This window comes from Acidovorax sp. 69 (genome assembly GCF_002797445.1).
GTDB lineage: Bacteria > Pseudomonadota > Gammaproteobacteria > Burkholderiales > Burkholderiaceae_C > Acidovorax.
Genome location: NZ_PGEP01000001.1, coordinates 3336293 through 3360116, shown reverse-complemented (window position 1 = coordinate 3360116; position 23824 = coordinate 3336293). Strand labels below are relative to the sequence as shown.

General features: G+C 60.0%; 16 protein-coding genes, 4 tRNA genes and 2 pseudogenes. 18 read left to right on the top strand and 4 right to left on the bottom strand.

Annotation, left to right across the window (positions count from 1 at the left end; genetic code table 11):
* Nucleotides 1–223: 223 nt before the first annotated feature.
* From CLU85_RS15370 to CLU85_RS15350, 5 genes are read left to right on the top strand one after another with little or no spacing between them, the layout of a single operon-like run.
* Nucleotides 224–1300 (top strand): ABC transporter substrate-binding protein, encoded by a 1077-nt coding sequence (locus CLU85_RS15370; RefSeq protein WP_157803975.1) that lies wholly within the window; start codon nucleotides 224–226, stop codon nucleotides 1298–1300.
* A 15-nt stretch (nucleotides 1301–1315) separates the two neighbouring features.
* On the top strand, nucleotides 1316–2887 hold the full coding sequence (locus CLU85_RS15365; RefSeq protein WP_100411020.1) for a sugar ABC transporter ATP-binding protein: 1572 nt from the start codon (nucleotides 1316–1318) through the stop codon (nucleotides 2885–2887).
* A gap of 44 nt (nucleotides 2888–2931) precedes the next feature.
* Nucleotides 2932–3801: an ABC transporter permease gene (locus CLU85_RS15360; RefSeq protein ID WP_157803974.1), complete on the top strand. Its 870-nt coding sequence runs from the start codon at nucleotides 2932–2934 to the stop codon at nucleotides 3799–3801.
* Nucleotides 3798–4769 carry an ABC transporter permease gene (locus CLU85_RS15355; protein ID WP_100411018.1) on the top strand — a complete coding sequence of 324 codons (972 nt, stop codon included), beginning with the start codon at nucleotides 3798–3800 and terminating at the stop codon, nucleotides 4767–4769. The genes CLU85_RS15360 and CLU85_RS15355 overlap by 4 nt, the downstream gene beginning before the upstream one ends.
* A 35-nt stretch (nucleotides 4770–4804) precedes the next feature.
* The gene (locus CLU85_RS15350) at nucleotides 4805–5563 is read left to right on the top strand and encodes a carboxylesterase (RefSeq protein ID WP_100411017.1); all 759 of its coding nucleotides are present in this window, start codon (nucleotides 4805–4807) and stop codon (nucleotides 5561–5563) included.
* Nucleotides 5564–5638: 75 nt separating this feature from the next.
* On the opposite strand, the pseudogene CLU85_RS15345 reads toward CLU85_RS15350, so the two are convergent.
* Nucleotides 5639–5800 (bottom strand): annotated as a pseudogene (locus CLU85_RS15345) (cytochrome C'); the annotation flags it as partial.
* A 516-nt stretch (nucleotides 5801–6316) separates the two neighbouring features.
* Between CLU85_RS15345 and CLU85_RS15340 the strand changes: the two are divergent.
* The gene (locus tag CLU85_RS15340) at nucleotides 6317–8449 is read left to right on the top strand and encodes a MobA/MobL family protein (RefSeq protein ID WP_157803972.1); all 2133 of its coding nucleotides are present in this window, start codon (nucleotides 6317–6319) and stop codon (nucleotides 8447–8449) included.
* Between the two features lie 52 nt (nucleotides 8450–8501).
* A complete protein-coding gene (locus CLU85_RS15335; RefSeq protein ID WP_157803971.1) occupies nucleotides 8502–9461 on the top strand; it encodes a hypothetical protein in 960 nt (319 codons plus the stop codon).
* Nucleotides 9462–9516: 55 nt separating this feature from the next.
* On the opposite strand, the gene CLU85_RS15330 is transcribed toward CLU85_RS15335, so the two are convergent.
* Nucleotides 9517–10851, bottom strand: a complete 1335-nt coding sequence (locus tag CLU85_RS15330; protein ID WP_100411014.1) for a tyrosine-type recombinase/integrase — start codon at nucleotides 10849–10851, stop codon at nucleotides 9517–9519.
* A 329-nt stretch (nucleotides 10852–11180) separates the two neighbouring features.
* Between CLU85_RS15330 and tig the strand changes: the two genes are divergently transcribed.
* From tig to CLU85_RS15280, 10 genes and pseudogenes are all read left to right on the top strand, one after another.
* Nucleotides 11181–12497: a trigger factor gene (gene tig, locus CLU85_RS15325; protein ID WP_100411013.1), complete on the top strand. Its 1317-nt coding sequence runs from the start codon at nucleotides 11181–11183 to the stop codon at nucleotides 12495–12497.
* A 131-nt stretch (nucleotides 12498–12628) separates the two neighbouring features.
* Nucleotides 12629–13237 (top strand): ATP-dependent Clp endopeptidase proteolytic subunit ClpP, encoded by a 609-nt coding sequence (clpP, locus tag CLU85_RS15320; protein WP_100411012.1) that lies wholly within the window; start codon nucleotides 12629–12631, stop codon nucleotides 13235–13237.
* A gap of 102 nt (nucleotides 13238–13339) precedes the next feature.
* Nucleotides 13340–14605, top strand: a complete 1266-nt coding sequence (gene clpX, locus CLU85_RS15315) for an ATP-dependent Clp protease ATP-binding subunit ClpX (RefSeq protein ID WP_100411011.1) — start codon at nucleotides 13340–13342, stop codon at nucleotides 14603–14605.
* Nucleotides 14606–14731: 126 nt separating this feature from the next.
* Nucleotides 14732–17164, top strand: a complete 2433-nt coding sequence (gene lon / locus CLU85_RS15310) for an endopeptidase La (RefSeq protein ID WP_100411010.1) — start codon at nucleotides 14732–14734, stop codon at nucleotides 17162–17164.
* Between the two features lie 86 nt (nucleotides 17165–17250).
* Nucleotides 17251–17326, top strand: a tRNA-Gly gene (locus CLU85_RS15305).
* Nucleotides 17327–17384: 58 nt separating this feature from the next.
* Nucleotides 17385–17458: transfer RNA gene (locus tag CLU85_RS15300), tRNA-Cys, on the top strand.
* Between the two features lie 183 nt (nucleotides 17459–17641).
* A tRNA-Gly gene (locus CLU85_RS15295) sits at nucleotides 17642–17717 on the top strand.
* 154 nt (nucleotides 17718–17871) lie between these two features.
* Nucleotides 17872–17964: transfer RNA gene (locus tag CLU85_RS15290), tRNA-Leu, on the top strand.
* Between the two features lie 13 nt (nucleotides 17965–17977).
* Nucleotides 17978–18609, top strand: a pseudogene (locus tag CLU85_RS15285) (DUF6806 family protein).
* 169 nt (nucleotides 18610–18778) lie between these two features.
* Nucleotides 18779–19303, top strand: a complete 525-nt coding sequence (locus CLU85_RS15280) for a M48 family metallopeptidase (protein WP_100412577.1) — start codon at nucleotides 18779–18781, stop codon at nucleotides 19301–19303.
* Between the two features lie 89 nt (nucleotides 19304–19392).
* On the opposite strand, the gene murI is transcribed toward CLU85_RS15280, so the two are convergent.
* Nucleotides 19393–20301 (bottom strand): glutamate racemase, encoded by a 909-nt coding sequence (gene murI, locus CLU85_RS15275; RefSeq protein WP_100411009.1) that lies wholly within the window; start codon nucleotides 20299–20301, stop codon nucleotides 19393–19395.
* Nucleotides 20302–20604: 303 nt separating this feature from the next.
* Nucleotides 20605–22173, bottom strand: coding sequence for a fumarate hydratase (locus tag CLU85_RS15270; RefSeq protein WP_100411008.1), 1569 nt, complete (start codon nucleotides 22171–22173; stop codon nucleotides 20605–20607).
* A gap of 185 nt (nucleotides 22174–22358) precedes the next feature.
* Between CLU85_RS15270 and fumC the strand changes: the two genes are divergently transcribed.
* Entirely contained in the window at nucleotides 22359–23771 is a 1413-nt protein-coding gene (gene fumC, locus CLU85_RS15265; protein WP_100411007.1) for a class II fumarate hydratase, read from the top strand.
* Nucleotides 23772–23824: the final 53 nt, after the last annotated feature.

The window sequence follows — 23824 nt, the reverse complement described above, 5'->3', positions numbered from 1 at the left end:
GTATTGATCGTTTCAGCAAGCGGAGTGAACGTCGGAAAGACGTTCGCTTCGGTCCAAAAGCCTATCCGGCTGCTGTTCCCCAAGGCGCGCCATCAGTATGAAGCGCGAAAGATAAGTCATCCCGATTTGGATGGCGTGGCGTCGATGGAAACGAACAAAAACGAACTTGTCTGGCCAAGAGCGGTTCGGACAAGCCCCCCCGTCGTTATCTTCTGGAGCTTTCATGTCTCACCTCAAATTCCGTGGCCTTCGCTGGATCGGTGTTCTGGCGACCACCGTGGCCTTGTGTGCACCTGCGTTGGCGGCAGATGTGGAGTTGTTGCCCAACAACCTGCTCACGCCCACGTCGAAAGAACAGACCAAGCCCGGCCAGTTCAAGAAGGCCGGCCCTTGGCGCGTAGGCGTGTCCTTTGGTGGCGTGGGCAACACATGGATCGTGCAGATGATCCAGGAAATGCGCCATGCCGCCGCGCAGGACAAGAACATCGGCGAGTTCATTTTTGTCGAAGCCAACTGGCAAGCGGCCAAGCAAGTGGCCGACGTGGAAGACCTTCTGACCAAAAAGGTAGATGTGCTGATCGTAGGCCCTATTTCTTCGGCGATCGGTGCACCCTTGGTGGAGAAGGCGGCGAAGACGGGCATCCCGGTGGTAGTGTTCGGTGCGTTTGGCAAAGCGATGAATTCGACCGTCGAGTTGGTGGGTGCGGGCGAGGTCTTCGGCCGTCAGGGTGGTGAGTATTTGCGCAAGGAACTCGATGGCAAGGGGAATGTGTGGGCGTTTCGCGGTGTTGCTGGTGTGGAAGAGGAGACGTTGCGCTACAACGGGTTCCGCAAGTCCATCGAGGGCTCGTCGATGAAAGTGACGAAGGAGGTCTTCGGCGACTGGAATTACGCGAAGAGCAAGCAGCTCTGCGAAAACCTGGTGCTTTCTGGCGACAAGGTCGACGGCATCTGGTTCTCCGGTGCCGAAATGACGCGCGCCTGCATCGATGTGTTCAAGGAGACCGGCAAGCCGCTCGTCCCCATGACGGGTGAAGGCAACAACGGTTTCTTGCGCGTGTGGAAAGCCACCGGTGTGAAGAGTGTCGCGCCGCAATTCACCCCCGGGCTGGGCGCCGCCATGGTTCGCGCTGCCGCAGCCTTGCTGGACGGCAAGCCGTTGTACCGCTCCTATTTCTCGTCGCCGCCCGCCATCACGCAGGCCGACCTGGATAAGTTCTACCGGCCGGACCTCAACGACGCTTACTGGCTGCCCTCCACGCTGCCGGAACCCACGCTCAAGGAACTGTTCCGTCGTTGAGAGGCCGAGTTTCTGATGACCGATCTTCAAGCGGTCTCCCTCGGGGGGGCCGATCTCATCGCCGTGCGCCGCATAGGCAAACGGTTTGGTTCAACGGTGGCGCTGCAGGACGTGGATCTTGTGGGAAAAGCGGGATCCATCCATGCCATCACAGGCGAAAACGGCGCCGGCAAATCGACGTTGATGAAACTGCTCGCAGGGGTTCACCAACCCGACGAAGGCGAAATTCTGATGAACGGGCGAGCGATGTCGCTGCGCGATCCGGCGGCAGCGCGCGCAGCCGGCATTTCCACGGTGTTCCAGGAACTGACGGTACTCCCCAACCTGACCGTGGCTGAAAACCTGTTGTTGGGTCGGGAGCGGTCTCGTGCGGGTCTGCTGGACCGCTCGGGCATGTTGACTGAGGCCCGCGCGGTGCTGACCCGGATCGGCATCTCGCTGGATCCGCTGCGTGCAGGTGGCAGTCTCACGGTTGGCGAACAGCAATTGGTGGAAATCGCAAAAGGTGTGAGCACCGATGCGCAGGTGTTCATCTTCGATGAGCCAACGGCACCGCTGAATCGCGCGGAGGTCGACAAGCTCGAGACCTTGCTGAGGTCGCTCAAGACTCAGGGCAAGCTGGTCTTCTATATCAGCCATCGCCTGGATGAAATTTTCCGGTTGTGCGATACGGTGACCGTGCTCAAGGATGGTCGTCTTGTGACGACCGAGCCCATCGAGGCTTTGAGCCACGATCGGTTGATTGCCCTCATGGTGGGACGTCCTTTGCTGGCGCTGTTTCCTCCGCGCGCCGAGGCAGCTGATGTAGGTTTGGCTGCACTCGAAGTGCGTGCGCTGACGATCGCACCCGGCGCCACGCCTGTCGCCTTCGCGCTGCGCAGAGGAGAGATCGTTGGGCTGGGTGGCCTGGAAGGTCAGGGCCAGCGCGAAATAGTGCGGGCTCTGGCCGGGGTGATCCGCCCTGCCGGGAGCGACGTCGTCCGCCGGGATCGGCAAGGGCAAGAGCAACGGTACGATCCGCGCGAAGGAGCCCTCAGGGCAGTGGGGCGGGGCATAGGCCTTGTACCCGAAGACCGCAAGCAGGAAGGACTTTATCTGGACCTGCCGATCTCGGACAACATCGGACTGGGCCTGCTGCGAGGTCTGGGACTGATTCGCGGCGCGCCGCGTTCGCGCGAGGTCGTGATCGGTCTGGCTGAGCGCATGCAGTTGCGGTCGCGGGGGCTTGATCAGAACGTGGGCGATCTTTCTGGCGGCAATCAGCAGAAAGTGATGATCGGGCGATGGCTCTGCGCGGGTGTGGACACCTTGCTTGTCGAACAGCCCACTCGCGGCGTGGACGTTGGGGCCAAGGCCGAGATCTATGGATTGCTGCGAGATTTCGCCAAGCAGGGAGGTGCCGTGCTCGCGCTGTCTTCCGATCTGCTTGAACTCATCGGTCTTTGTGACCGGATTCTTATGGTCAGCGGCGGACAGATTGCAGGAGATGTTCCTGCGGCGAATGCCACCGAAGAGCAGTTGCTGGCGCTCGCGCTGATCCAACCTGTCGCTGTCAGACAAGAGATGCAGGAGGCATCGCACGCATGAACACGTTTAGGACCGGCATAGGCCGCATGACGCTCGCACTGCCCGTGCTGCTGATCGTCTTTCTTTCTCTGGCTGCCTCCAACTTTCTGGCCGCACAGAACCTCACCAATGTCACTGGCCAGATTACCGCACTCCTGATCGTCACGCTCGGGCAGATGCTGGTGGCGTTGGTGGCTGGCATCGACCTCTCTGTCGGCAGTGTCATGAGCCTGGCGGGATGCCTGATCGCCACCCAAGCGGACCCCTTCACCGGCACCGTGCTGGCGCTCTTGATGGGCCTCTGCGTTGGTCTGGTCAACGGTCTGGGCATTGCCATCGCGGGCATTCATCCGTTGATCATGACGCTCGCGACCATGACGTTCCTGCAGGGGTTAGCATATCTGGTATTGCCCATTCCAGGCGGTCAAGTGGCACCCGCACTCGGCCAGCTTGTCAACGGCACCGCTGCGGGCGTGCCGCTGCCTCTGCTGTGGTGCGCCGCGTGCATGCTGGCAGTGTATGTATTGCTGCATCGCTCTCGTCTGGGCCTGCACATCTTTGCCGTGGGGGCACAGGCCCGAAGTGCCCATCTCAATGGCGTGCAATCGCGAACAGTCGTCGTTGCCGCCTATGTGTTGTGCAGCTTGCTGGCGGTGGTGGCCGGCATTTATCTGACCGCTCGGGTCTCCGCAGGTGATCCCACGATGGGGGCCGCGTTTGGCCTTGAATCCGTTGCTGCCGTCGCGCTGGGTGGAGTGCAGTTGACCGGAGGCGTGGGCAGCATCCTGGGCGTTGTCATTGGCGCTTTGAGCCTGGGCCTCATTACCAACGGCATCAACCTGTTCGGCATCTCGCCGTTCCTGCGCGGTGCGGTGACGGGATTGTTGTTGTTGCTGGCCGTGTGCTCGCAGAGAAGAAAGGTGGTGGGCCTGTGAGTGCGGTGTTTTCTGCATCGACGCCACCAGCGGCGCCCTGGCGCAAGGTGCTTCGGTGGGTGGGCGATCTGCCACCGGCTTATGCTGCCCTGTTGATCCTTCTGCTGCTCGCTGCGGTGATGCGACCACAGCTTATTTCGGCCATGCTGCTGCCCTTGATCGCGCGCCAGGCGGCGCCACTGGGGCTCGCGGTGATCGGGCAGTCGCTCGTGATGCGGGCACGTTCCATCGACCTGTCCTCGGGCGGCGTCATCGTGGCGGTTGCCTATCTGCTCACCAGTGGCTACTTTCCGATGTCGTCCTCCGCGGCTGCAGGCCTGTGCGTTCTGTTCGGTCTGGTGGTCGGTTTGCTCAACGGTGCATTGATCGTCGGGACGCGGGCGTCTTCCATGATCGTCACGCTGGCCATGTCGATGATCCTGACGGGCTGCGTGGTGGCGCTCTCGCAGTTTCGCGCCCCGGGGGATGCACCCGAGTTCTTGGTCGAACTGGTGCGCCAGCGGGTATATGGGTGGCCCGTTTCCGTGTTGCTCTGGCTGGTCGCGCTGGTGCCGGCGGTGCTCTTGCTCCGAAGCACCGTGTTCGGACGCACTCTGGATGCGGTGGGGAGCAACCCGCAAGCCGCTGCGTTGTCCGGCCTGCCGCACCTGCGCGTGGTGTTTGCCGGTCATGTGATTTCGGCGTTGATCTCGGTCGCCTGCGGGTTCATCCTGGTCGGTTTCGTCGGAAAGGGCAGCATCACGCTGGGCCAGGATCTCGCGCTCAACTCGTTGGCCGCAGCCATCCTGGGAGGGGTGACCTTTGGGCGCAGCAAAGGCGGCATGGCAGGCCCGGCGGTAGCGGCTTTCATGCTTACCTTTCTGTTCAACTTCCTGACCAGCCTGGGCCTGGGCGAACCCGGGCGCCTGATGTTGCAAGGCGCGATCATTGCGGTCGCCGCATTGGCCTACAGCCTGAAGAATCGATGAATTTCCCCGCTTCTTTTTGACCACAAGGAAAACACATGAGTGACGAACCCATCCTGTCTGGAGCCGAGCCCTTCTTCTTTGCCGGCAACGACGTCGGCGTGTTGGTATGCCACGGCTTCACTGGCACCACGCAGAGCATGCGTCCCCTGGGTGAACAGATCGCCAAGGCTGGCTACACCGTAATAGGGCCGCGTCTGGCCGGTCACGGCGTGTCTCCGGCTGCCATGGCTCGCACCACAGCTAGTGACTGGATCGCTTCCGTGGAGGAGGCACTGACCAGCCTGCGCAAGACCTGTTCACAAATCTACATGGTGGGGCTCTCCATGGGAGGCACCTTGTCGCTGTACATGGCTGCCATGCATCCTGACGTCATCAGAGGCACCGTGCCCATCAACGGCGTGGTGCAGCTCAACTCCGCCGACATGGCTGGACTCGCTCTGGCCACCGGGCTGCCGGCTACCGTACCGGGCATTGGCTCCGACATCAAGGCGCCCGGCGTGACCGAGCTGGCGTATCCCGAAGTGCCGGTGCTCGCGTTCCGGCAGGTCTATGGCCTTGTGGCCGTGACGCACGATCTGTTGCCTCGCATCAAGTGCCCGGCCCTCGTGATCCAGGCGCGTGAGGACCACGTCGTCGATCCGAGCAACGGCCCTCGAATCGTGCGTAGGCTGGGGAGCAGCCGGATCGATTTCCGTTGGCTTGACCATTCTTACCATGTGGCGACGCTGGACAACGACCTGGATTTGATCGGATGTGAAACGTTGGCGTTCATCCGTTCCATTGCCGGCAAGTAAGGCCACGCCCATGGCGCCATCGGCATAAAAAACCCGCTGGATTCCAGCGGGTTTTTTTATGAGCGAAGCCCTGGGCTATTTCTGGTTCAACACCCAGGCAGCCAGCTTCTTCGCTTCGGCGTCATTCACTTGCGCATTGGCGGGCCTGGGCACCGGGCCCCACACGCCAGAGCCACCCTTGATGATCTTGGCAGCCAGCTTGTCCACAGCGTCCTTCCGGCCAGCGTATTTGACTGCGTGGTGGTGCGACGCGCAAGTGACGACGTGATCCAAACAGCAACGACGCAGCAACGTTTCAACTACCAAACGACGTCGTTTCGACAATCACCCACACCTCGCAACCCATCCCCGGCGATCCACCGACGATAGGTTGCCGTCTGCTCCACGATTCGACACCGTTTCGCCCACTAAACGACGTCGATTCGACCACGAGCCAAACGCGCACGACCGTTCAGCCCAGATCCGGGCGGTCAGCCCCCGTTTATTGCTGCAATTTTGAGCAGCTTCTGGCACCTTGGATGGCAAGGAGACCCATTCCATGCCCCATTCATTGCCATACCTCCCGGTCACGGGACTTGTCCAAGCGCACTTATGCATTGCCCCTTCGGGACAACGCTTTGGTGCGCCACCCTTCGGGGGTCGAGACTTCAACTTCCACGGTCGAGGTCGCCCGCACATACATCGGAAACCTCGCTGTCGAGGTCGCCAGCTTCATCGGTCCGGTGCCACCCTCCCAGTGTTCGGCGGTGCGCTATGAGCATCTACCACCTCACCGTCAAGATGCACTCGCGTGCAAAGAACAAGAAGCTCCACGCGCTGCGCGCACTGGCCTACCGCACGGGATCGCGAATCGTCGATCCAGTCACCCAGCACATCTATGACAGCACGTCCAAAAGCCGTGAGGTCATCCACAACGCAACCATCACACCCGGCTTTGGTCCTGCTTGGAAAGACAATCCGCAAGACCTTTGGCAGCACGTTCACCAGTCTGAGAAGCGCAAAGACGCTGCCATCTTTCGGGAATTTGAATGCGCCCTCCCAAAGGAGATTGCTGATGAAACCTCCCCAGAGGCCTGGGTTCGGCTGATTGAAAACTTCATTCGAGACCAACTCACGCCGCATGGGGTGCTGGTGACTTACGCGATCCACAACAAGCCAGGCAACCCGCATGTCCACATGATGTGTACGACCCGGCATTGGACCGCTGACGGATTCGGCCCCAAGAACCGCGCCCTCGACACGTTCAAGGTCCTATATGGCTGGCGTAAATCTTGGGCAGACCACTGCAACGCAGCTTTGCGACGGGCAGGACGATCAGAGCGGGTCACGCACAAGTCTTTTGCCGAACTGGGCCTGCAAAGAGAGGCCACAGCCCATGTTGGCCCCGCTCATGTGGAGCAGACAAACCCCCAATATGCTCAAAAGCGTGAGGAGGTGATCGCGCGCAACAAGAAGGTTCAGGAGCGAAACCACCGCCGAGGATTGGAGCGCCAACGACGTGCCCATGTGCACTTGCGTGCTGGTGTTTGTGGCGTCCAGATGGTGCGACACATTGGTTCGTGGGAAGGGTTCGCCCCCGAAGATCAAGGTGCGCAACCTGCACGCACACACCCACTGGCGTTGCGTTCAGAAGCATTGGACGATGCCGCACTGTTCGACCAGTCTGACGCAGGTGCACGCCGTCAACTGTTGCTCGCATGGCCTGACGCAGAAACAGCGTTCAACGTATTGACCCGATGGCGTGAGACGCTGGGTCGATCTTGGTCCTGGTCAGTTTTTCTGGGGCAGTACCAGCGCATTCGCAAGAGCCAAGAAAACCCCTTGGCGGAACTACTGGCCAAAGAACTGATGTGGGTAGTGAGCCGTGCACCCCAACGCCTGCCTGACTGCTTGGACGCTGCCGATCCACCCCACGTTGTTCGGGCCGCGTTCAGCGTGAAGGAATGGGTGAGCAAGAACAAGCCCCAGTTCGTTGGGGCATTGGAGGCCCTGATCGAGCAGGCCCAATCTAGGCTGCCTGAATTCCGGCAGCGTGCAACCCCATCGGTCACCGACGTTCAAGCGACAGCGCTCAAAGTGCCATCTGCAACATTCCGTGAGGTGCTGGTGTCGTTTCCCGAGCTGTCTCATCTCACCGGATCGGAAATCGACATCGTCGCAGCCTGTCAACGCCTGGCAACCGCGATTGACAGACCCTTCACCCCAGAAATCCTGCGCAAGCGCTTGCAGCGCATGACGCAAGGCAAGGAGTTGCCAGAGCCCATCACCAACGAATCGCTGATCGAATCGTTGCTGATTAAAGATTTGGTCTTCGCGGCCAAACGCAGGCCACATCGTCTGGCAGATGCTCTGCGCGCTGTACCTCCGTTGCGAAGAGCGTTCTTTGAAGAGCTGGTGCGGGATGCGCTGATCGGCACAGTCCGTGAGCCCAACCACGCACAAGCGGCCAAAGCCTTATCGACATTTCAGCAGCTTGAATTGCAAGCGAGATGGGCTGTTGAGCAGGTGTTGACGCCCCAACAGTTAGCGGACTTCGAGTACCGCCGTTCGTGCTGTCAACGACTGGGGAGCACGTACACCTGGCAAACCTTCCAAGCGGACATCAATCGCTTGGCTGGATGTCCCCAAGGCTGGCAGAGGGCTTGGTGGGATGAGTTGGTGGACCAGTTCACGCCCACTGAGTTGAAGTCCATCAGCACCTTATGCCCAGCCTGGTACGACAGGCCCTTCGAGCAGTGGAGTTCCATGGGCAGGAACACATCACAGGTGTCTCAGCAGCCTTGGGATCGGGGTCATGCTCAGGATTTTCGGGGGGTGACAGGCGTCAGCCACACCGATGATGACTTGCAAACCCGCATGAATACTGGCTTCGGGGTACCCACTTGACAGATCGGGGATCGGTTTGCGAATCTGGTTGGACAAATAGGAGAACTTAATGATGAATCAAAAAAACCAAAGCCAGATCAATGACCAGGTAGACAAGTCCCAATTGGTCGATGACATCCAAAACGCGCTTTACAAGTCAACCATGGGTAGCCAATGGTTGAAAGCCTTCGAGGGCCAGTGGGGGTGTGAGGTGTCTGTGTTGTGTCAGCCTTCCCCGAAGGAAGTCGATGCCCTAATCGTGGAGTTGATTGTGAGGCCCTGTACAGATGAAGATGGCAGTGAGTCTTATCTTTCGCAATTCTTGTTTCGGGCGAGGCTGTCTGAGGCGCAAACCCCCACCGGGGTTTGGCCTGCGATTGCGAGGAGGACGGGGCGTCTATCTGAGATCGGGCGACTACTCAAAGGCATCCGTGACGTGCTTGGGTTAGTGCATACGGAGGAGCAGGAGGAGGCGCTGTACGGTCTTTTCGGGGGTGGGAGCTGCAACTTGTGCGACTCGAACGGGTTTGAACTGTTCATGTGCACGCCCTTCGCACCAAGTTCAAGTCGGGCTTCCAGATCCCCTGACGAAGTGGCTCTTGCAGGAGACCTTGAAACAACTCTTCAAAAATGGCTCGGCAACGTTATTTCCCACTCTGATCGATCCATCGCGCGGTTCCAAGGCAACCTCGCTGCTGTGAATTTCAAAGCTGATCAGACTTGGTCGTTGGTAGTGGGCGGCGATGTTTTGGCTGGCTTTTGGGAGTATGAGACGGAGCATGAGTCCACCCGCGTCAACATATATGGCCGTCACGACTTTCATGTCCCACCGTTACGGGCCACAAAACTCAAAAATTGGCCGCAATGGAAGGAAGCGCCCTTCGTGCTAACCCTCACCGATCAAGACTTCGACGCGGAACCGGGCATGTTGAAATTCTGCGCTGGCCTGGAAGTTCCACCGAGGCCCCTTATTGCGTTGAGTGTGGAATTACATGCCGAGGCGATTGATGCCAACCTCGACTACAACGCCTGAGAGACCTACTCCTTGATCAGCTGAGGCTGATCGGAAGCGGAGCGTTAGCGTGTGGTCACCGAAAGGCATCCTCCACGGAGGGAAGTTTGCGAACCTCCTCGATGAACTTCTTCGCATCTGGCAGCCCCAGCACTTTGGTCAGCGCGCTGATGCCTCGATGCCGAATCGTGCCTGAGTTTTCAACGAGTAGGGCGTACAGCTCTTCCACCTGCACATCGAAATATCTCCGGTTCAAGACGTCCAGGCTCTTGTGGCCCGTAAGGCGGCTCAGCTCCATCGGGTTGTTGACCTTCTTCGACAGGTTCTTAGTCGCGATCTTGCGCAGCGAATGGAAGGTCAGGTCGGTGATCGGTGGTTTGGCCTTGGCGCAGGCGATGGTGAACGCGCCTGTTACCGAGTTGATGGTGTTCGTAAAAATCAATCCTGACTTCGTTTCGCTGGCCTCGTAGAGGGGCCGCAGGATGTCTTGCATTTCGGGGGTCAGGGGGACCGAACGCCCGAGGGACTGGGTCACGCTCTTGGTGTGATCGTTCTTTTCTCGGGGAAGTCTCAGAACGTTGTTGTCCCAGTCCACATCCTCCCAGCGCATGCCGCCCGATTGCTCCCCGGTCTTCTTGTCCTTGGCACTCTGGACAATTTCCCCACGGCGGAAAGCCATGGCCAGCGCCAGTTTCACGATGGGCACCATCCAAGGGGAGTGTTCTTCGAGCGATGCCATCAGACGCTCGTACTCGTTGCCCATCCATGAGCGTTGGATATTGTTCTGAGGCTTAGGAAGCGAAATCCCGCTGGGCGGGTTGTCCACTGGGTACAGCCACTCATTGGCCGCACGGGAATACAGGGAGGTCAGGACCGTGAAGTAGTTGCGCACGGAGGAGGCCGAGTATTTCTTTTCCAGCAGTTGATCCCGCAGCCGCATGAAGTCCTTTTTGGTCAGATCGCGCAGCAAAGTGTTCTTCCCAAGCCATTCGGACAGATGTGTGACGCGGTAGCTCACTTCCTTGAACGAGCGTTTGCCCGCGTAGTGCTCCGCGTGGAACCGTTTGAGTGCTTGCTCGATCGTGATGGTCTCGTACCCAGCGATGAACCCGCCGTGCTTCGTGCGGATGCTCTTGATTTGGTCCTCTTGCTCCTTGGCCCATGCCTTTGCTTGGTCCAGTGTGTCGTGCGTAGCGCTGCGGGTGACGACGTTGCCATCCTTGTCCGTCAGTTTGATCTGGACCTCAAAAGCCGTTTCCAGTTGCTTTAAGGCGTTCCTGGGGAACTTGGCTGGATCGGGGTGTCCCTGGCTTGCCAGGTACTCCAAGGCCTTGGATTTGAGGCGGAACCTCTGCTCCTTCTGACCGGCCAGCTTGACTTGCCAGGGGGAGCGGTTGGAGATGTTTGCCATGGGTTCTGCCTTACCTGAAAAGTCTGGTCAGTTAGAATGCCGAGTTCCCCAGAGGGAGGCGTTGCCTCTCTACGCGGGTAGGGGCCTGTTTGGGATTCTGCTCGAGTTTGGGAAATAGTTTGGGAAATTCGAAAAAATCAGTCCGTTTTTTTCGGTTTTCCCTATGAAAATTTAATTCGTGCGCGTTTGGTTCATTCGGATTTAGGTCCTGACGCCAGCAATGGTGTGGGGGTTCGAGTCCCCCCCGCGCACCACCCATGTGAGACTTTGCGGAACACGGCGCTGCTGCGCTGCAGCCAGCACGATCCACATTCATAAGAGGAATAGCCATGGCCGTTACTGTTGAAACCCTTGAAAAGCTCGAACGCAAGATCACGTTGAGCGTGCCCGTTACCCTGATTCAGTCCGAAGTCGACACGCGCCTGAAGCGCCTGGCTCGCACGGTCAAGATGGACGGTTTCCGTCCTGGCAAGGTGCCCATGAACGTGGTGGCCCAGCGCTATGGCTACTCGGTGCAGTACGAGGTGCTCAACGACAAGGTCGGTGAAGCCTTTGCTGTGGCCGCCAACGAAGCCAACCTGCGCGTTGCTGGTCAACCCCGCATCACCGAAAAGGACGGCGCCCCCGAAGGCCAAGTGACCTTCGATGCCATCTTCGAAGTGTTCCCCGAAGTCAAGATCGCTGATCTGTCTGACGCTGAAGTCGAGAAGCTGTCGGCCGAAGTGACCGATGCCGCCATCGACAAGACCATCGACATTCTGCGCAAGCAGCGTCGCAGCTTTGCCCAGCGCGCCCTTGACGCTGCTGCGCAAGACGGTGATCGCGTGACCGTGGACTTTGAAGGCAAGATCGACGGCGAACCCTTTGACGGTGGTAAGGCTGAAGACTTTCAGTTCCTGGTCGGCGAAGGCCAGATGCTCAAGGAGTTCGAAGATGCCGTGCGTGGCATGAAGTCCGGCGAAAGCAAGACCTTCCCTCTGGCATTCCCTGCTGAATACCATGGTAAGGATGTGGCTGGCAAGACAGCCGATTTCCTCGTCACGATCAAGAAGATCGAAGCAGCCCACCTGCCTGAAGTGAACGATGCCCTGGCCAAGTCGCTCGGCATTGCCGATGGTTCCGTGGATGGCCTGCGCGCTGACATCAAGAAGAACCTGGAGCGCGAAGTCAAGTTCCGCCTGCTGGCCCGCAACAAGCAAGCCGTGATGGACGCCCTGGTGTCCAAGGCCGAGCTGGATCTGCCCAATTCCAGCGTGCAGGCTGAAATCGCCCGCCTGCTCGAAGGCGCCCGTGCAGAGCTCAAGCAACGTGGCATCAAGGACGCCGACAAGGCAGAAATCCCTGAAGACGTGTTCCGTCCCCAAGCCGAGCGCCGCGTGCGCCTGGGCCTGGTGCTGGCCGAGCTGGTGCGTGCCAATGAGCTTCAGGCCAAGCCTGAGCAGCTCAAGGCACACATCGACGAACTGGCCGCCAGCTACGAGAAGCCCGAAGACGTGGTGCGCTGGTACTTCGGTGACCGCCAGCGTCTGGCCGAAGTCGAAGCCGTTGTGATTGAAAACAACGTGACCGAATTCGTGCTCGGCAAAGCCAAGGTAGTCGAAAAGGCAGTGTCGTTTGACGAGCTGATGGCGCAACAACAGGGTTGAGGGGCCTTGCCTCACTGGGTGGCCGTTGTATCGTGCTGCCTGGTGAGTGACGGTGCATACCAGGGGCTTGTGCTTTCGAGCACAAGCCCCAATTCATTTCTGGGTACAGTACCTGCTTGACTGGAGAAAACATGAGCGCATTGGAAACACAAGGCCTGGGCATGGTCCCCATGGTCATCGAGCAGTCGGGCCGTGGCGAGCGGTCCTACGATATTTACTCGCGCCTGCTCAAGGAGCGCGTGATTTTTCTGGTCGGTCCGGTCAATGACCAGACCGCCAATCTCGTGGTGGCGCAGCTGCTGTTCCTGGAGAGCGAAAACCCCGATAAGGACATTTCGTTCTATATCAACTCCCCAGGCGGCTCCGTCAGTGCTGGCATGGCGATCTTTGACACCATGAACTTCATCAAACCTGATGTGTCGACCCTGTGCACTGGCATGGCTGCCAGCATGGGGGCCTTCCTTTTGGCGGCCGGTGCCAAGGGCAAGCGTTTTGCGCTGCCCAATTCCAAAGTCATGATCCATCAGCCTTTGGGTGGCATGCAGGGCCAGGCGACCGAGATTGAGATCCATGCCCGCGAGATACTCAAGACCCGCGAGCAGCTCAACAACATCCTGGCCGAGCGCACGGGTCAGTCGCTGGAGAAGATCCAGCGCGACACCGAACGCGACTATTTCCTGTCGGCCGACGAAGCCAAGGAATATGGTTTGGTCGATCAGGTGATCAGCAAGCGCGCCTGATAGCCAAAAGCGCACACAGCGGCGTTTTCCTGCGTGGAAGACGCCGTTTTTTATTTGGTTATCATCCCGACAACTTTCCGTAACAAGCAAGGCATTGCCCCCATGGCCGAGAAAAAAGGCTCTTCCAGCGAAAAAACCCTTTACTGCTCTTTTTGCGGCAAAAGCCAGCATGAAGTGAAGAAGCTGATCGCCGGTCCGTCGGTCTTTATCTGCGACGAGTGCATTGACCTGTGCAACGAGATCATTCGCGATGAACTTCCCGCTGGTGATCTGGCGCGTGAAGGCCGCAGCGACCTGCCCACCCCGGTGGAGATCAAGACCAACCTCGACAACTATGTGATTGGCCAGGACGTGGCCAAGCGCACGCTGGCAGTGGCGGTGTACAACCACTACAAGCGTCTGCGCCACAAGGACAAGGCCCACAAGGACGACGTAGAGCTGTCCAAGAGCAATATCTTGCTGATCGGCCCCACGGGTTCGGGCAAGACCCTGCTGGCCCAGACTTTGGCCCGCATGCTGGATGTGCCCTTTGTGATGGCCGATGCCACCACGCTGACCGAAGCCGGCTACGTCGGTGAGGACGTGGAAAACATCGTCCAGAAGCTTCTGCAAAGTTGCAACTATGAGGTCGAGCGCGCCCAGCGCGGCATCGTCTATATCGACGAGATCGACAAAATCTCGCGCAAGTCTGACAACCCCAGCATCACGCGCGACGTGTCGGGTGAAGGCGTGCAGCAAGCGTTGCTCAAGCTGATCGAAGGCACCATGGCCAGCGTGCCACCTCAGGGGGGGCGCAAGCATCCGAACCAGGACTTCCTGCAGATCGACACGACCAACATCCTGTTCATCTGTGGCGGTGCCTTCGCCGGGTTGGAGAAGGTCATTGAGAACCGAACCGAGGCATCGGGTATTGGCTTTGGTGCATCGGTCAAGAGCAAGAAACAGCGTTCGCTGACCGAGGTATTCACCGAGATTGAGCCCGAAGACCTGATCAAATTCGGCCTGATTCCCGAGCTGGTGGGCCGCATGCCCGTGGTGACAGCGCTGGCTGAATTGAGCGAGGACGCCTTGGTTGAAATCCTGACAGAACCCAAGAATGCGCTGGTCAAGCAGTACAGCAAGCTCTTGGCCATGGAAGGTGTGGACCTGGAAATCCGTCCGGCGGCCTTGAAGGCCATTGCCCGCAAGGCGTTGGCTCGCAAGACAGGCGCCCGTGGCCTGCGTTCCATCCTGGAGCAATCGCTGATCGGCACCATGTTTGATTTGCCCAACACCAGCAACGTTGAAAAGGTAGTGGTGGACGAGTCCACCATCGAAGAAAACAAGCCACCGCTGCTCGTTTACCGCGAAGCGGCCAAGAAGGCCTGAAATGCCCGGGGCGGGCGCCTTGATGCCGCCCATTGAACCATCAACCCTTGCAGCAGTACGGCTGCGCGCAAGGGTTGAAAATCCCCACATGTGGACCCACTTCCACAGAGTACTTTGAGGATTTCCATGTCCGGACATACCCCCCTGCCAGCCACCCCCATTGACCTGCCGCTGTTGCCGTTGCGCGACGTCGTCGTGTTTCCTCACATGGTCATCCCGCTTTTCGTGGGTCGTCCCAAGAGCATCAAGGCCCTTGAGATGGCTATGGAGGCCGACCGCCGCATCATGCTGGTCGCCCAGAAAGCTGCCGCCAAAGATGAACCGTCGGTGTCGGACATGTTCGACGTCGGGTGCGTCTCCACGATCCTGCAGATGCTCAAGCTGCCCGACGGCACGGTGAAGGTGTTGGTCGAGGGCCAGCAGCGCGCTCTGGTGTCTTCCATCGATGACACGGAGACCCATTTCATGGCCACCGTGACGCCAGTCGAAGCTGTGCCAGAAGCCAACAAGCCCAGCGAGATCGAGGCCCTGCGGCGTGCGGTGATGCAGCAGTTTGACCAGTACGTCAAACTCAACAAGAAGATCCCGCCAGAGATCCTCACCTCGATTTCCAGCATCGACGATCCTGGCCGTCTGGCCGACACCATCGCGGCCCACCTGCCGCTCAAGCTGGAGAATAAGCAGGTCGTGCTGGATTTGTCGGATGTAAAAGCCCGCCTCGAAAACCTGTTTGAGCAACTCGACCGGGAAGTCGATATCCTGAATGTCGATAAGAAAATCCGTGGTCGCGTTAAGCGTCAGATGGAAAAGAACCAGCGCGACTTCTATCTGAATGAGCAGGTCAAGGCGATCCAGAAGGAATTGGGCGAGGGTGATGAAGGCGCCGACATCGAAGAGATCGAGAAAAAGATCAAGCTCGCGAAAATGTCCGCCGAGGCCCGCAAAAAGGCAGACGCTGAGCTCAAGAAGCTCAAGCTGATGTCGCCGATGTCGGCAGAGGCCACCGTGGTGCGCACCTACATCGATGTCCTCACGAATCTGCCCTGGAGCAAAAAGACCAAGATCAAGCATGACCTTGTCAATGCCGAAGGCGTGCTCAACGAGGACCACTTTGGCCTGGACAAGGTCAAGGACCGCATTCTTGAGTACCTTGCGGTGCAACAGCGCGTAGACAAGGTCAAGGCGCCCATCCTGTGCCTGGTAGGACCTCCTGGCGTGGGCAAAACCTCGCTGGGTCAGTCGATCGCCAAGGCGACCGGCCGCAAGTACGTGCGCATGGCCCTGGGTGGCATGCGCGACGAGGCCGAGATCCGCGGGCACCGTCGCACATACATCGGTGCATTGCCGGGCAAGGTGCTACAGAGCCTCTCGAAGGTAGGCACGCGCAATCCGCTGTTCCTGCTGGACGAGATCGACAAGCTGGGGACCGACTTCCGTGGCGACCCGTCGAGCGCGCTCCTGGAGGTGCTGGACCCCGAGCAGAACCACACTTTTGGCGACCACTATGTCGAGGTGGACTTCGACCTCTCCGATGTGATGTTTGTCGCCACGTCGAATTCGATGAACATTCCCCCTGCGCTGCTGGACCGCATGGAAGTGATTCGTCTGTCGGGTTACACCGAGGACGAGAAGACCAGCATCGCCATGAAATACCTGCTGCCCAAGCAGCTCAAGAACAATGGCGTGAAGGACGAAGAGCTGCTGATCACCGAGCCCGCCGTGCGCGACATGGTGCGCTATTACACCCGCGAAGCCGGCGTGCGTTCGCTGGAGCGGGAGCTGTCCAAGATCTGCCGCAAGGTGGTCAAGGGCCTGCAGCTGAAAAAGCTGGAGCCGCAGGTGATTGTGACCGCCGACAACCTGCCGGACTTCCTGGGCGTGCGCAAATACACCTATGGCCGTGCTGAATTGCAAAATCAGGTGGGGCAGGTGGTGGGCTTGGCTTGGACCGAGGTGGGTGGAGATCTACTGACCATCGAGGCGGCCATCATGCCCGGCAAGGGCGTGATCACCCGCACTGGCTCGCTGGGCGACGTGATGAAGGAGTCAGTGGAGGCTGCACGCACGGTGGTGCGCAGCCGCGCTCGTTTGCTGGGAATCAAGGATGAAGCCTTCGAGAAGCGCGACATCCACATCCACGTACCAGACGGTGCCACGCCCAAGGATGGTCCGAGTGCTGGTGCAGCGATGACCACGGCGTTTGTTTCGGCTCTTACGGGCATCCCTGTGCGTGGCGATGTGGCCATGACGGGTGAGATCACGCTGCGTGGCGAAGTCACGGCCATTGGCGGACTCAAGGAGAAGCTGCTGGCGGCCTTGCGCGGTGGCATCAAGACCGTGCTGATTCCAGAAGAAAACGTCAAGGATCTCGCCGAGATACCGGACAACGTGAAGAGCGGCCTGGAAATCGTACCCGTGCGCTGGATCGACAAGGTGCTGGAGGTGGCCCTGGAAAGCAAACCTGTGCCGCTGACGGACGACGATGTGGCAGTGGTGGCCGCTGCTCCGGCAGAAAAAGCGGCCGTTTCATCAACTGCTGCCGATGGTTTGAAACATTGACGCAATTTTTTTGGGGGAGCCCCAAAAAGTGCGCTACAATTCACTCCATCGCAGCAAACGTTGTAGAATGTAAGGCTTCGATAAATGCGGGAATAGCTCAGTTGGTAGAGCGCAACCTTGCCAAGGTTGAGGTCGAGAGTTCGAGACTCTTTTCCCGCTCCAATTTCCAAAAAAAGGGAAGCAATTGCTTCCCTTTTTTGTCAAAGGAATGTGGATTCCTGGCGCGGTAGCAAAGCGGTTATGCCCCGGATTGCAAATCCGGTTAGTCCGGTTCGACTCCGGACCGCGCCTCCAGACACGGTTTGTTCCGTTGATGTCACAGGGTGTCGATGCCAGTGCTTTGACAGAGATCGTAGATGGATGGGTAGATAGTGATTGGTTAAATTTTTTGGGCTGCAATCGAATAGTGCCAAAAAATAGCGATATAATTTGAGGCTTGCTGCTTTGTGTTGATGTAAATCGAGCGAAGCGCAAAATGCGGGAATAGCTCAGTTGGTAGAGCGCAACCTTGCCAAGGTTGAGGTCGAGAGTTCGAGACTCTTTTCCCGCTCCATATTTGTAAGGGAAGCTTCGGCTTCCCTTTTTTCTTGGCGGTGCAGAGTGCGCAGATTTCCAAACTGCGGCCTGTGACCAGAGATGCGACAGGGCATTGCGCGCATGCGCTGCCCGGGTTACGCTGCAACGCAGGTGTGCGCTCAGCAGCCGGCGCCCCGATGGTGAAATTGGTAGACACTGCGGACTTAAAATCCGCCGCTTTCCTGAAAAGGGGCGTGCCGGTTCGACCCCGGCTCGGGGCACCACTACGATTCAATCATGTCAAGTTACAACGCTCCCTTCGAAATCCACGTTCACGGACAGGTCCAGCTGCGCTCCGATGCGAGCTTCGACCAGCTTCAGGACGCGCTCAAACCCCTGTGGAAGTACGCTGGAGCCCGTTCGCTGGCCGATGGCGCCGCCAGTGCCTACGAGGAAGAGCCCGGTATCAAATTTGACGCGCAGGAGCACTTGCTGCAGATGTGCTGGACAGTGCGGGGTGATGAGGATTTCCGGCAGTCGCTCGATGAGATGTGCATGAGCCTCAACGAGTTGGCTGAGCTGGGTGCCGCCATTGAAGTCACCTTCTATGACGCTGACTTTGATGAGGAAGAAGAAGATCAGGGTGCGGAGTCGCGCGACGACTTTGTCATGCTGTTCGTGGGCCCCACCCCGGCCGCCATCATGCAAGTGCAGCGTGATTTGCTGGTGCAGGATGTCGTGAACATGATGGAGCGCCACTTTGATGGTGCCGAGCTGGGTGGTGTGGTCGCGGAGATAGACAAGCTGTTCGGCCTGCGCTTTGACGCTTTGGTGAATTCACTGGAGATCGGCAAGCCCCCGCGTGGCCCCGGTGGCTCCGGGAGCGGCCATGGGGGGGCGGTGGCCGTCGCCCACGGCACCTTCATTGATGAGATGACGGCCTTCGGCCTCCGTATTGCCGGAGTAGCTGTTGTTGCTGTCACTGGCGCGCTCCCATAGGCATCACGGCAGCCTGTTGTTCCGCCCAGGACCGAGTGCCCTGGCTCGGTGGGCCTCCTGCGCAGTTCTGTGATTCCCCGCAAGCAATTCGTCACGCCCATGACATCCGATCTCACGTACCTGCGTTCCTATCCAGCATCCTTGCAAGACCAGGCGCGCGATCTGCTGGTGCAAGGACAATTGGGGGCGGTGCTGCAGCGCAAGTACCCTCAGGCCCATGCTGTGCGCAGTGACAAGGCGCTGTACGACTACGCACAGGAGCTCAAGGCGCGTTACCTACGGAATGCAGGCACGGTCAACAAAGTTCTTTTCGACAACAAGATCCATGTGGTGCGGCACGCCTTGGGGTTGCACACGTCGGTCTCGCGTGTGCAAGGCAGCAGATTGGCTGCCAAGCATGAGATTCGCATCGCGTCGATGTTCAAGCAGGCGCCGGATGAGTTTCTGCGCATGATCGTGGTCCACGAACTGGCTCACCTGCGCGAGAAAGACCACGACAAGACCTTCTACCAGCTGTGTACGCACATGGAGCCGGAGTACCACCAGTACGAGTTCGATTTGCGGCTGTATCTCACGCATGTGGACCATACGGGGCAGCGGCTGTGGGGCACCGCCCCTGCATGAGGGGCGCACGGTTCACCTGCTTATTTGCTATTGATGAGATAGCTATTGAGGTAGATGGATGAAGCGCGGCGGTAGCTTTTGAATGAAATTCAGGGCACCGACACGGTTTCGCAGCAATTGGCCGGCAGATTCAGCCACCGTTGTGCGGCAGCCTCCAGCATCGCCACCGGGCCGGTCGTCAACAGCCGGATGGAAGGGGCTGATTCGGGCGCCGTCTGGTTTGCAGCAGACGGGGCCTCGCCGTGGTGCTTTTTGGGGGGGCTCTGGTTGAGAAAACCCGCTGCTTCCAGCAATCGTTTGGTCTGTCGGGCTACGGGCTCCCCGGTTTCAATGAGCCGCACGTCCGGTCCTACAAGGGCCCTCAGTTCGTGGGCGACGAAGATGTAGTGGGTGCACCCCAGCACCAGCGTGTCCATCTGACCGTGTGCTGTGCCGAATTCGCCCATGGCATGGATATAGCGTTCGCACAGTGCCCCTGTCTCGGTCGCGCTAAGTGAATTGCCGGGGCGCGGCTCGGGCTGTGCCACGCTGCGTTCGATGGCATGGGCCAGGCCGTCGCAGGGCTGCACCACAAAGTGGGCCTGGTCGGCCAAGGATGTCATCAGCTTGCCGAATTTGGTGCTGGTGAGCGTGCCCCGAGTTCCGATCACGCCCACGTGCCCTGTTTTTGTCACCGCCAAGGCGGGCTTGATCGCGGGCTCCAAGCCAACCAGGGGCAGTTCGGGGTGGCTGCTGCGCACCTCATGGATAGCAGCTGCCGTGGCAGTATTGCAGGCCACCACCAGCGCCTTGATATGGTGCTGCTCGCACAGGTACTGGGTGATGGCGTGGGTACGGGTGGCCACAAAAGCATCGCCGCGCTCGCCATACGGCGCGTTGGCGCTGTCGGCCAGGTAAACGAAGCGTTCGTTGGGCATGGCGACGAGCAGCGCGCGCAGCACGCTCAGGCCACCGACACCGCTGTCAAACACACCGATAGGAGAAGAGGCCAGCGGCATCGAGGAAATCACGTGTAGGACAAACCTTGGATTGTAGGAAAGACGCGGCATCGGCGCAGGGCCCCCCGCGGGTTGTAGGCGGGAGGCGGGGCTGCGCGGGAGGACCGGTGGATTGTCGGGCTACCTGGCTACTCGGCTACTTGGCTGCGGGGCGCAGTGGCCGGATCCATCCTGGCGTGCGAATTCAGGGGGTCGCCAAGGGCTGCGCGAGATCACGATAATAAAAAAACCGCCCGAGGGCGGTTGGATTGAAGTGGAAGCGTGTGAACAGGGGCACAACGCCTCCAGTCGCCGAAAGGCGCATCAGGCGGCAGCGACGCCGATACCCTTGAACTCACCGGTGGCAATGCGCTTTTGCCATTCGGCCGGCCCCGTGATGTGGGCACTGGTGCCGCCGGCATCCACAGCCACGGTGACGGGCATGTCCACCACGTCAAATTCATAGATGGCTTCCATGCCCAGGTCGGCAAAGCCCACGACCTTGGCGGTCTTGATGGCCTTGGAGACCAGGTAAGCGGCGCCACCCACGGCCATGAGGTAGGCGCTCTGGTGCTTCTTGATGGCCTCGATGGCGACCGGGCCGCGCTCGGCCTTGCCCACCATGGCGATCAGGCCGGTCTGGGCCAGCATCATCTCGGTGAACCCGTCCATGCGTGTCGCGGTGGTGGGGCCTGCAGGGCCCACAGCCTCGCCCTTGACGGGGTCCACAGGGCCCACGTAGTAGATGACGCGGTTGGTGAAGTCCACGGGCAGCTTCTCGCCCTTGGCGAGCATGTCCTGGATGCGCTTGTGCGCGGCATCGCGGCCGGTCAGCATTTTGCCGTTGAGCAGCAGTGTGTCGCCGGGCTTCCAGCTGGCCACTTCGGCCGGAGTCAGCGTGTCGAGGTTGACCTTCTTGCTCTTGTTGTAGTCGGGCGTCCAGTTCACGTTGGGCCACAGGTCCAGGCTGGGGGGCGTGAGGTACACGGGGCCCGAGCCGTCCATCACAAAGTGTGCGTGGCGTGTGGCAGCGCAATTGGGGATCATCGCAATCGGCTTGCTGGCTGCGTGTGTGGGGTACATCTTGATCTTCACGTCCAGCACGGTGGTCAGGCCGCCCAGGCCTTGGGCGCCAATGCCCAGCGCATTGACCTTTTCAAACAGTTCCAGGCGCAGTGCTTCAACCTTGTCGAGGGCGGGGCCGCCGGTCTTGGCGGCTTCGGCCTTGGCTTGCAGTTCGTACATGTCCAGGTCGTCCATCAGGCTTTCCTTGGCCATCAGCACGGCCTTCTCCGCCGTGCCGCCAATGCCGATGCCCAGCATGCCGGGTGGGCACCAGCCAGCGCCCATGGTGGGCACGGTCTTGAGCACCCAGTCCACCACGTTGTCGCCGGGGTTGAGCATGTACATCTTGGATTTGTTCTCCGAGCCACCGCCCTTGGCTGCCACGGTGATGTCCAGGGTGTTGCCGGGCACGATCTCGGTGAAGATCACGGCGGGGGTGTTGTCCTTGGTGTTCTTGCGTTCGAACTGCGGGTCGGCTACCACGCTGGCGCGCAGGGTGTTGTCGGGGTGGTTGTAGCCACGGCGCACGCCTTCATTGATGGCGTCGTCCAGACTGCCTGAAAAACCTTCCCAGCGCACGTCCATGCCCACTTTCAGGAAGACGTTGACGATGCCGGTGTCCTGGCAGATGGGGCGCTGGCCGGTGGCGCTCATCTTGCTATTGGTCAGGATCTGTGCGATCGCGTCCTTGGCCGCTGGGCTTTTTTCGCGCTCGTAGGCGCGGGCCAGGTGGGCGATGTAGTCGCTGGGGTGGTAGTAGCTGATGTACTGCAGCGCGCCGGCAATGGATTCGATCAGGTCTTCTTGGCGAATGGTCGTCGTGGTCATGGCAGGTGGGGTCTGTAGGGAAAAACGCGAACCCCGAATTATCCCCCGTTGGGCTTGCGTGGTCCTGTCAGGGGGATGGGGCTGCGCCAAGCGGCAGTGGCGTACTTGGGGTTTCGGTGGGTATGCTGCGGTCTGGTGTTTCATTCCCATCCCATTCGCTCACCGAGCGGCAAGGTTCCACCGAGATGACATCCACACCCGAAGCGACCGCTTACCGCACCGAAAAAGACACTTTTGGGCCGATTGACGTGCCTGCCCAGCGCCTGTGGGGTGCGCAGACGCAGCGCTCGCTGCACCACTTCGCCATTTCGGGCGAGCGCATGGCGCCAGAGCTGATCCGCGCGCTGGCCCAGGTCAAGCGGGCCAGCGCCTATGTCAACAACGCGCTGGGTCTGCTCGATGCTGCCAAGACCACGGCCATTGTCGCTGCGGCAGACGAGGTGATCGGCGGCGGCCATCTGCAGGAGTTTCCGCTCGTGGTCTGGCAGACCGGGTCGGGCACGCAGACCAACATGAACATGAACGAGGTGCTGGCCAACCGGGCGAGCGAGCTGCTGGGCGGCCCGCGCGGCGAGGCGCGCCTGGTGCATCCCAACGATGAGGTGAACAAGAGCCAGTCGAGCAATGACGTGTTCCCCACGGCCATGCACCTGGCAGCGGTGGATGCGCTGATGCACCGCCTGCTGCCAGCCTTGCACGGCCTGCGCGCTACGTTGGCCGGCAAGGCGCAGGCGTTTAGCGGCATCGTGAAGATCGGCCGCACACATTTGCAGGACGCAACACCCCTCACGCTGGGCCAGGAGATCTCGGGCTGGGTGGCGCAGCTGCAGCATGGCGAGCAGCATGTGCGCGCCGCACTGCCGCACCTGGGCGAACTGGCCCTGGGCGGCACGGCCGTGGGCACCGGGCTCAATGCACCTGCGGGTTACGCGAAGGCCGTGGCCAAGGAGCTGGCCGACCTGACCGGCTTGCCGCTGGTCACCGCCCCCAACAAGTTCGAGGCCCTGGCCAGCTGTGATGCGCTGGTGCATGCCCATGGCGCACTCAAGACCCTGGCCGCCAGCCTGATGAAGATTGCCAACGACGTGCGCTGGCTGGCCAGCGGCCCGCGCAGCGGCCTGGGCGAGATCACCATTCCCGAGAACGAGCCGGGGTCGTCCATCATGCCGGGCAAGGTCAACCCCACGCAGTGCGAGGCGCTGACCATGCTGTGCGCGCAGGTGATGGGCAACGACGTGGCCATCAACATCGGCGGGGCGTCGGGCAACTTCGAGCTGAACGTGTTCCGCCCCATGGTGATTCACAACTTTTTGCAGAGCGTGCGCCTGCTGGCTGACGGCATGGCCAGCTTCAATGAACACTGCGCCGTGGGCATAGAGCCCAACCAGGCGCGCATCAGCGACCTGGTGGCGCAGTCTCTGATGCTGGTGACGGCACTCAACCCCCACATCGGTTACGACAAAGCCGCCTTCATTGCCAAGAAGGCGCACCAGGAAGGCACCAGCCTGCGCGATGCGGCCCTGGCCTCGGGCCATGTGACGGGCGAGCAGTTTGACCAGTGGGTGGTGCCCGCGCAGATGGTGGGGCGTGGTACGTGAGTCGAAAGGGGGCTGGTGCTGGCGGACGGCTGCGCGCCAGGGTTTGATTGAAA